Genomic DNA, 8,863 nt, shown 5'->3' with positions numbered 1-8,863 from the left:
CATCCCGGCCGCCGCCCAGCGTTTCATGGCCAAGCGTGCCAAGTCCCGCACCGTCGAGGTCAAGAGCGCCTCGCACGTGGTCATGCTCTCGCACCCGGACGAGACGACCGCCCTGATCGTCGCCGCGGCCCGCTCCACCGCCAACTGAGCACGGGACGGCCTCCGCCACCCCGGACCTCTCTCCCGAAGGGAAACTCCATGACAGCCGCATCCTCGGACGAGGCGGCCGCACGCGACCGACGCCTGTTCCTCAAACGGATGGCGACGGCGGCGGCGATACCCACCGCAGCCGCCGTCCTGGGTACGGCGCTGCCCGGCACAGCGACAGCATCCGAGCGCGACGGCCTTCCCGACTACGCGGCGATCCCCGCGGGTTCGGTCGGCCCGGACCGCAACGCGGACGGCTACTTCGCAGGCCGGATCAAGGGCAACCTGTACTGGGTCACGGACTCCTTCTACCAGGCCATGTTCCTGACCACGCGCGACGGCGTCGTCCTCGTCGACGCACCGCCCACGATCGGGCACAACCTGCTGCGGGCCATCCAGGAGGTCACCAGAGCCAACGGACGGCCGGGCAAGGTGACCCACCTGGTCTACTCCCACTCCCACGCCGACCACATCGGGGCGTCGTCCATCTTCGGCAGGAACGTGGTGCGCATCGGCCACACCGAGACGCGGCGGCTGCTGCGCATCGCCGCCGACCCGAACCGCCCGGCACCCACGGAGACCTTCGACGACCGGTACGTCCTGCGGGTCGGCGGCGAGGTCCTCGAACTCGCGTACCACGGCCCGAACCACTCACCCGACAACATCTTCGTCTACGCGCCCCGCCAGGCCACCCTCATGGTCGTGGACGTGCTCTACCCCGGCTGGGTCCCCTTCAAGGGCCTCGCGGTCTCCCAGGACATCCCCGCCTGGATCAAGGCGCACGACGTGGCGATGGCGTACCCGTGGCGGACCCTCGTCGGCGGACACCTCGGCCGCCTCGGGATCCGCGCCGACGGCGATCTCCAGAAGCGGTACGTCGCCGACCTCGAAGCGGGCACCCGTGCCGCGATGGCCGCGGTGGACCCGACGCCCTTCTTCCAGAAGTACGGGCCCTCGGGCAACTCCTGGGCGGTCTTCAAGACGTATCTCGAAGCGGTGGCCCAGCAGGCAGCCGCTCCCGTCATCGCGAAGTACACCGGCGTACTCGCCGCAGCGGACGTGTTCACCACCGACAACGCCTTCGCGATGCTCGAATCGCTGCGCATCGACGCCGGGGAACTCGGCCCCTTCGGCACCCGCCCGTAACCCCAGGCAGAGAAGGAAGCTCCATGAGGAAAACCCTGTTGTCCACGCTGGCGTCCACAGCGGCCGTCGCCACTCTCGCCGCCGTGGCCCCGGCCACCAGCGGCACAGCACCCACAGCAGAAACGGCCGCGACGGCCGCCACAGCCAAGAAGCACATGCACACCGCACCCCCTGCCCATCGCCCCCCGGCCGGTTTCACCGAACGCAGACTCAAGGTCGGTGACGTCGACATCAACTTCGTCGAGGGCGGCCGGGGCAAAACCCTGGTCCTGCTCCACGGCTATCCGCAGACCTGGTACGAGTGGCGCGCCCAACTGCCCGAGCTGGCCAAGCACTACCGGGTCATCGCGCCCGATCTGCGCGGCGCCGGCGGGAGCGACGCCCCCGCGACCGGCTACGACAAGAAGACGATGGCCGCCGACATCCACGGTCTCCTGACCCGACTGGGCAGGGACAAGGACATACGGCTGGTCGGCCACGACATCGGCACGATGGTCGCGTACGCCTACGCGTCCGCGCACCCCCGCGACGTCAAGAAGCTCGTCCTCAGCGAAGCGCCCATCCCCGACAAGAGCCTCTACAGCCTCCCCGCGCTGACCGCCCAGGGGCCGGGCCACTGGAACTTCGGCTTCTTCTCCGTGCGGAACGGCCTGCCGGAACAGACCATCGACGGCCGCGAAACGCAGTGGGTCGAGCGCTTCACCGACATGATCGAGTACAACAAGTCCGGCATCACCCACGAGGACGCCGCCGTCTACGGCCACTACCTCAAGGACGACGCCCACCTGCGCGCGAGCTTCGAGTGGTTCCGCACCCTCCAGCAGGACGTCACCGACAACGAGATCAACGGCCGTACGAAACTCACGATGCCGGTACTCGCCATCGGAGCCCGGCACAGCCTGGCCGAGGCCGTCCCCGTCCAGGTGCGCGAGTACGCCACCCACGTCACCGAAAAGGTCATCGAGAAATCCGGCCACTGGATCTGGGAGGAGCGCCCCGAGGAACTCACGAGCACCCTCCTGACCTTCCTCAAGGACAAGCCGACAGGAGGACAAGCGGACGGAACGAAGAAACGATAGAGCGACAGAACGGCGGAGCGACAGAACGGCGGAGCGCCGGAGCAGCGGGAAGACGAGGAGAGAGAGCCATGGATCTGCATCTGTCGGACAAGGTCGCGGTCGTCACCGGCGCGAGCAAGGGCATCGGACTGGCCGTCACGCAGGCGCTGGTGGCCGAAGGGGTGTATGTGGCGGCGGGCGCCCGTCACATCAGCCCGGAACTGTCCGAACTGGCGGCCGGTGGCAGGGTCCGCCCGGTCGAGGTCGACCTGACGACGCCTGCGGGCCCGGCGGAACTGGTCCAGGCCGCAGTGACCGGCTTCGGCGGCTTGGACATCCTGGTGAACAACGTGGGCGCGGTCCGCCCGCGCACAGCCGGATTCCTGTCGGTAACAGACGAGGACTGGACTACAACCCTGACGATCAACTTCCTCACGGCGGTCCGAGTAACCCGTGAGGCACTGCCGTATCTCCTGGACCGGGGCGCCGGCACGATCGTGACCGTCACCTCGGTGAACGCCTCGCTGCCGGACCCGCTGGTCATCGACTACAGCGCGGCCAAGGCCGCTCTGGCCAGCTTCTCCAAGTCACTGTCCAAGGAGTTCGGTCCGCGCGGTATCCGGGTCAACACGGTGAGCCCGGGACCGGTGGCCACGGAACTGTGGCTGGGCCCGGCCGGAGTCGCGGCGACACTGGCCCCTGAGGGGGAATCAGCACAGGAAGCCGTGGTGAAACACGCCGCCGGAGACTCGGTGACGGGCCGGTTCACCTTGCCAGGTGAGGTGGCCGACCTGGTGCTCCTCTTGGCCAGCGCCCGCGCGGGAAACGTGACCGGGGCGGACTTCATCATCGACGGAGGAATGACGAGAAGCCTGTAGGCGCCAGACCGCAGACCGCAGACCGCAGAAGTATGGTCATCACCTTTCGGTCACCAATCAGTCACCACGCCCTGAGTAGCGTGGGCGAGGCACAGTTCGGGCGATGAGCGGGCAGGCGGCTGACCTGCGTGTCCGTTCATCCGTACGCCTGCGGACGGCATTGGAGACACGATGTTATTGACGATCGTCCACGACCCTCGTCTGCTGCACGAACGCTTCCTGAAGGCATGCCGGACCACCACCGGCCCCGTGGTGGTGGTCAGCGACGTGACCTTGCTGATGAACAGCCCAGCGGCGGCACTGATACGAGCGGACGACCGCTCCCTGCTGTGGGAGTGGGCACGCCAGAAGCTGACGTCCCCCGCACCACGGGCAGTGGTACTGGCCTCCGGAGCCCGGCCACAACTGGGCGAGGGCATCTGGATGGGCCCGGCCCTGGTCGGAGCGATCATCCGCCTCACGCCCCCCACCTCTGCCCGCCCGCCACGCGCCACTCCCCGCCGCGCGGAATGGACCGAACTGACGGACACACAGCGCCTGGTGGCCGACCACGTAGCCCAAGGCCTGACCAACCGCCAGACGGCCACCCTGCTCTCCGTCTCACACCACACGGTGGACTACCACCTGCGGCACATCTTCCGAAAACTCCACATCCACTCGCGGGTGGAGCTCGCCCGCCTGGTGGCGGAGGTGACAGCAGACAAGGGAAACATGCTGGTGTGAGCACCCACTGACGTGGTGGCCGGAGGCGACGGCGGTGGTGTGACCGGCCTGGAAGGCGTAGTCGTGGGTGCCAGCGCTTTCGTGGTGCGGATTTGCTGTTGAAGCGGCTGCCGCACCCCCGGTTGCGGCAGCCATATTCCCTGCTGTTGCTGCGTCAGTCGGCGTAGACCCGATGCCAGCACGACCGAAGGACGGGCTCAAGGCGGTGCTTGCCGGCGCTGTCCACATCGAACACCTGCATGGCGCGCAAAAGACGGAGGGCGTCCGCCGCGTCCACTTGATCTCCGTCCGTGTCCGCTTCGATCGCCGCCCGGAGGTCGTCGATGTTCATGCCGTCATCAGTCATGAACTCCAGAACCGCGCGGTAAGCGACCCACTGGGGCGTCTTGGAGATCAGCCCGGCCTGCCGCAGGAACTGGTTCGCGCCATCGGGGTTGTCCAGCCCGGCCGCTGCCTGGCGGAGCGCCTTCGCCCCGTTCGGCTCCGTCTTGAGACTGGCCGCGAGCCGGTTGACCAACAGAGGCCAGCCACCGGTGGTGTCCCGGAGTTCCTGCAACTGAAGTTCGGACGAGAACGGCACTCCCTCCTGCTCCTGGGCCCAGGAGCGAAGGCCGTCCGGTGTGTACCGGCGCAGGGGGAGCGCCTCGATCTCAAGGGTCTCGTCCTGTCCTCCCGCTAGGGCGATCGACCACAGGGCCAGCTGGTCGGGGCCCGCGATGATGACTGCCGAGCGGGTGACACCGGACCCGACCGGGTTGCGGTGGACGGCGTCCTCAAGGGTTTCCCGGCATGCTTCCTCGCCCGGAGACTTCACCGTGAGGTCCGAAACGACCAACCGCTGCTGTCCGGCCTTGCCTCCCATGAGCTCACGATCGAAGTCAGAGCGCTTGTTTACTTGCGGCATCTCCCAGCCTGTGGTCTCGGCGACGTCCCGCAAGGCGGCGCCCACCCGGTCGACACCGGTGGCGATCGTCCCGATGATCAGACGAGCCTGATTGCCGCGACCAGGCAGTACGTCCGCAATCTGATCGGCGGTGAGGGGAGAGTGGGAATGACCGTCGCGTGAGCGGTGGCGTGCCTCGAACTTGCTGAAGTCCTCCGCCACCCTCCGGCTGGAGGCCTGCTCCAGCTCAGCCTCCACCATCCCCAGGTTGCCGATCATGCTCAGCGCGTTGGCGCTGCGGAGGTGCCAGCCGCGATGGTCGGGATCAGGTGCGAGCACACCAAGCCCCTCCATCTCGGAGAGGTAGGCGCGGAACTGGTCCGTGTCCAGGTTCTCGAAGCCCTTCGGCCACCAGTACGTGCATTCCTCGCGCAGCTGTACTTGGCTCAGCCGGGCGTCCAAGCCGTAGTGATGCGCATGGTGGGCGACCACGTTGGCGATCACGTTGTAGCGGGAGTCGAGCCGCAGAGTGTCGTGAAAGGCCTCGGTGATGCTCACCCGGAGGTCCCTGTCCGACTGGACCGCCTCAACATCGGAACGAGTGATGGTGTACGGCGGCCCGGACGCGGTACCGCTGCGCTTGGAGTGCATGGTCTGCACCAGTCGGTGGCCGAACATCTGGAGCAGGAACGGCTGGTACGAGCAGTGCCCGAGAATGCGGTGAACCAGCGCGGGCTCCTCGAACTCGTACCCCAGCACGGCGAGCGGCACGATGAGGAGATTCACCGCGTCCTGCGGACGGAGCGGTCCGATCACCGTGGGGCGCTGGGCGAGGTGGCTGAACGGACTGTTCACGGCGATCTTCGCGTAGCGCTGCACTGAGTGGAGTCCCGCGAACACGACCTTGACCCGGTCCTCCGTCTCGGCACCAAGATCGCGTAGGCGTCGGGTCTCTGTGAACTGAGGGGAGTCGGACTCGAAGAAGCCGTCGGCCTCGTCGAGCGTGATCAGCAGTCCACGCTTGGTGTCCTCACGCAGCCACGCCTTGATGCCGTCCAATACGTGCTGGTAGGTGAGGGCGGCGTCAGCCTTCACCCTCCGTGGCAGGGCAAGCGCCTCACGCTCCAGCAGACGTCGGCCAATGCGGTCCCAGACAGTCGAGGACGGCGCGTTGGTGCCGGTGAAGGTGGAGTCAAGGGAGAGAAGCAGGCTGAAGCGCGAGTCCGGGATCTGAGCCTCGTACTTCCGCCCGGCCTCCTTCAGCAGGGCCGACTTGCCGAGCCCGCGCCCACCGAACACCACCTGGTCGCCCGTGGCCCGCTGTACCGAGGCGAGCTCGTCACGGCGGCCGAAGAACATCTCCTCGGACACGGGGGCACGCTTGCCCATGACATAGGGGTTGACCGCTGAGAAGGGCAACAGGACGCGCATGGCCGAGTCCAGACGCTGATTGCCGCATGCGGCCAGATGGGCGAGTGCCGAGTCGTCCAGAACGACCATGGCTCGTCTCCCGGCGGCGGTCTGTGCCGCGAGGGCTCTGCGGTCCCGCACCGACAGAGTGCCGAAGTACACGACGAGCAGGCTGTCATCGTTCGGATCCTGCTGAATCCAGGACATCAGCGTCTCGGCCGAGGGCCTGTCCCACACCAGCATGACACGGAGGCTGCCTCGCAGTCCGGACCCGAACGCGGGCACCAATGCCGACCCGGTGTACTCGATCGCTGGTACATCGAGGAAGCGATAGCTGCCGGACCGCGGCTTCTCGACCCGCTGCGGGCCCTTCTTGCTGCTGTAGCCGATCAGACGGAGGGCGGGCATCAGCAACTCGCTCTCGCGCACCCCCTGAGTGCGGAAACTTCCCTTCCGAGAGGCCAGGTCGGCCCACCCGGTGAGACCGAGGGCCGTCTGCTCGGCGATCTCGGGCGACAGAGCTGAGTAGTCGAGTGCTTCGAGATCTTCGAAGCGCCTACGCTGCCGCACGGCACTGATCAGTTCGCTGGAGATGCCCATTCCGGGCAGCGCGGTCGGAACGTCGGGGAAGAAGGCCGCCAGGCTCCGGTCCGTCGCGTGGGTGTCCGGGATGCTCTCGCCGTTCACCAGGTGGGAGATGAGCTCGTCGGCGGTGAGCAGATCGCCGGCGCTGATCAACTGTTCGACGCGCTCCCGGTCCCCGGAATGGAGTCCGTCGATCTCGTTGAGCCGTGTGCGCAGCGCCGCGGAGTGATTGACGTGCGCCCGGTTCAGTTCCTCGGAAAGCGTCTCCAGGTCGCGCCGTACGCGGGCGAGATCGCCGTCCGGAGCGGGCACGGCGTCCTGGACCCTGCGCTCGAAGGTGCGTTCCCGTTCCTCGGTGAGAGCGCCGTCGACGCGGGCGCGCCTCAGGGTCTCCTCAAGACGCTGGCGGGTCTCACGCAGCTCGTGGGCGATCTGCTTGCCGGACTCCAGGACGAGGGACTGCAGATTCTCCGGAGGCGCGGTGTCCTCTCCGAGGTTCGGGAGCTGCTGCTTGGTCCAGAGGTCGAGCAGTTTCTGCGCCGTGGCGAAGTGCTCGTTCGACACCTGGACGCGTACGGCGTCCTCCCAGGAGCGGTCGCCCGCGCGCACCAACTCTGCGGCGGGCACGTCGGGCGCCGAAATGTCCCAGGTGGTGGCTTCGACGACGGCCCCGGGGACCTTCAGAAGTTCCGCGTGCAAGGCGAGTTCGGTGGTCAGTTCGGCGTTCTCCAGCCGCGCCTCACCGGACAACAGGGCGAAGGTACGGGCGAGCGACGTAGCCGCGGCCTCCATCATGGCCGCTGCGACTCCGTCGGCGATGTCCGCGTGTTCGCGCACATCGCGAAGGACGTCCTCGCGGTGCCCGAGGACCAGGGCACGCATCTCCTGTACCTGGTCGGCGCTCCAGTCGGTGTCACGTGCGCCGAGTTCCTGGGCCTGCCGGATCCACCTGTCGACCAAGGCGAGCCGGTCAGCCGTGTGACGCAACAGATCCTGGCGGGCCGGGCCCTCCAGGCGGCTGCGGGCTCCCGGAGACATGAACTCACGGTCGACCTTGTCCAGTTTGGACTGAATGACCGCCGGCTCGCGAAGCTCGCGCACCGTCCGGGAGAGCACGTCGAGACCACTCCTGTTGTCCTCCACCGCGTGCCGCAGCAAGGAGCCGATGAGTCCCTTCTGCGGGTCCCACCAGCGTCGGACGATCTTGTGAGCTCGGGGGAACCGGATGCTGGGGACCTGGTCGAGCGCTTGCTTGCAGTCCTCTCGGGCATCCTCCAGAGCGCGTTCCAGCTCGGCTGTATCGCGGGCCAGGGCGAGTGGCGGAGAATGCAGGAGCAGGGACTTGAGCGCGCGTTGCGCCACCTCGTCCGCTACCTGGGCCAGGCTCAGCGGCAGTCCGGAGGCAACCTGGCTGAGCGAGGCACCGGCCTCGGAGTCGCCCGTCACCAGCACTGCGCGCAGGAGCGCGGCGGTTGCGAGAGCGGCGTCGGGACGGCTGGCTGTGAGCTCCTCGAAGTCAGGACCGGCGAGGAGCGTACGCATGCGGGTGACGCTCTCACTGCTCGCGGAGCGCACGGCTTCGGCGCAGGCGGCCAGTTGCAGCGCGGTGATGCCTTGCGACGGTTCACCGAGACGGGCGGCGAGGGCGGCGGCCAGGCCGTAGCGCTCGGCCGAGATGAGCGTGGCGAGAGATTTGTGGGATTCTGAGGGCCTGTACTCCGTGGGCCGTTCAGGGTGCTCGGAACGGGGAGAGGTCGCGGGCGCCGGGCCGGTCGAGCGCTCGGGCACCTGGGGCACCGGGTCAGGTTCCGCCTCCACGCCGTCGACAGCGGCTTCCCCCTCCACCGCCGCGACAACCGGGGCATTCACGGCAGACGATTCCTCCGCTGCCCGGGGCTCGGGAACCTTGGCACCCACGGTGCTCGCAGCCTCGTCCGCCGTGGTGACCGGGCGACATTCGTCGTGATCACCGGTGGACTCCTTCTCGGATCCGCGGATGGGCCGGGGTGGGGGGCCGGCGTAGGCTTCCGGGG

The 8,863-nt window shown here is 67.9% G+C and carries 5 protein-coding genes; 4 read left to right on the top strand and 1 reads right to left on the bottom strand.

The window, feature by feature from the left end:
* Positions 1-198: 198 nt before the first annotated feature.
* The 4 genes from AOK08_RS26350 (at position 199) to AOK08_RS42345 (ending at position 3,952) form a co-directional block, all read left to right on the top strand.
* Positions 199-1,293, top strand: coding sequence for an MBL fold metallo-hydrolase (locus AOK08_RS26350; RefSeq protein WP_055530552.1), 1,095 nt, complete (start codon positions 199-201; stop codon positions 1,291-1,293).
* 23 nt (positions 1,294-1,316) lie between these two features.
* Positions 1,317-2,372 (top strand): alpha/beta fold hydrolase, encoded by a 1,056-nt coding sequence (locus AOK08_RS26345; protein WP_055530550.1) that lies wholly within the window; start codon positions 1,317-1,319, stop codon positions 2,370-2,372.
* Positions 2,373-2,440: 68 nt separating this feature from the next.
* Positions 2,441-3,229, top strand: coding sequence for an SDR family NAD(P)-dependent oxidoreductase (locus AOK08_RS26340; RefSeq protein WP_055530548.1), 789 nt, complete (start codon positions 2,441-2,443; stop codon positions 3,227-3,229).
* 171 nt (positions 3,230-3,400) lie between these two features.
* Entirely contained in the window at positions 3,401-3,952 is a 552-nt protein-coding gene (locus AOK08_RS42345; protein WP_079054277.1) for a helix-turn-helix transcriptional regulator, read from the top strand.
* Positions 3,953-4,106: 154 nt separating this feature from the next.
* Here AOK08_RS42345 and AOK08_RS26330 read toward each other — a convergent pair whose 3' ends face one another.
* The gene (locus AOK08_RS26330) at positions 4,107-8,699 is read right to left on the bottom strand and encodes an AAA family ATPase (RefSeq protein WP_055530546.1); all 4,593 of its coding nucleotides are present in this window, start codon (positions 8,697-8,699) and stop codon (positions 4,107-4,109) included.
* Between the last annotated feature and the right edge of the window lie 164 nt (positions 8,700-8,863).

Origin of the sequence: Streptomyces graminilatus, assembly GCF_001418565.1 — a bacterium.
GTDB lineage: Bacteria > Actinomycetota > Actinomycetes > Streptomycetales > Streptomycetaceae > Streptomyces > Streptomyces graminilatus.
The sequence above is the reverse complement of the archived record's forward strand: the minus strand, read 5'-3'. Positions and strand labels throughout refer to the sequence as shown.

Bases quoted from the DNA above. Each gene is read 5' to 3' on its own strand.
- AOK08_RS26350 (WP_055530552.1), top strand. From the start codon at position 199: ATGACAGCCGCATCCTCGGACGAGGCGGCCGCACGCGACCGACGCCTG.
- AOK08_RS26345 (WP_055530550.1), top strand. From the start codon at position 1,317: ATGAGGAAAACCCTGTTGTCCACGCTGGCGTCCACAGCGGCCGTCGCC.
- AOK08_RS42345 (WP_079054277.1), top strand. From the start codon at position 3,401: ATGTTATTGACGATCGTCCACGACCCTCGTCTGCTGCACGAACGCTTC.
- AOK08_RS26340 (WP_055530548.1), top strand. From the start codon at position 2,441: ATGGATCTGCATCTGTCGGACAAGGTCGCGGTCGTCACCGGCGCGAGC.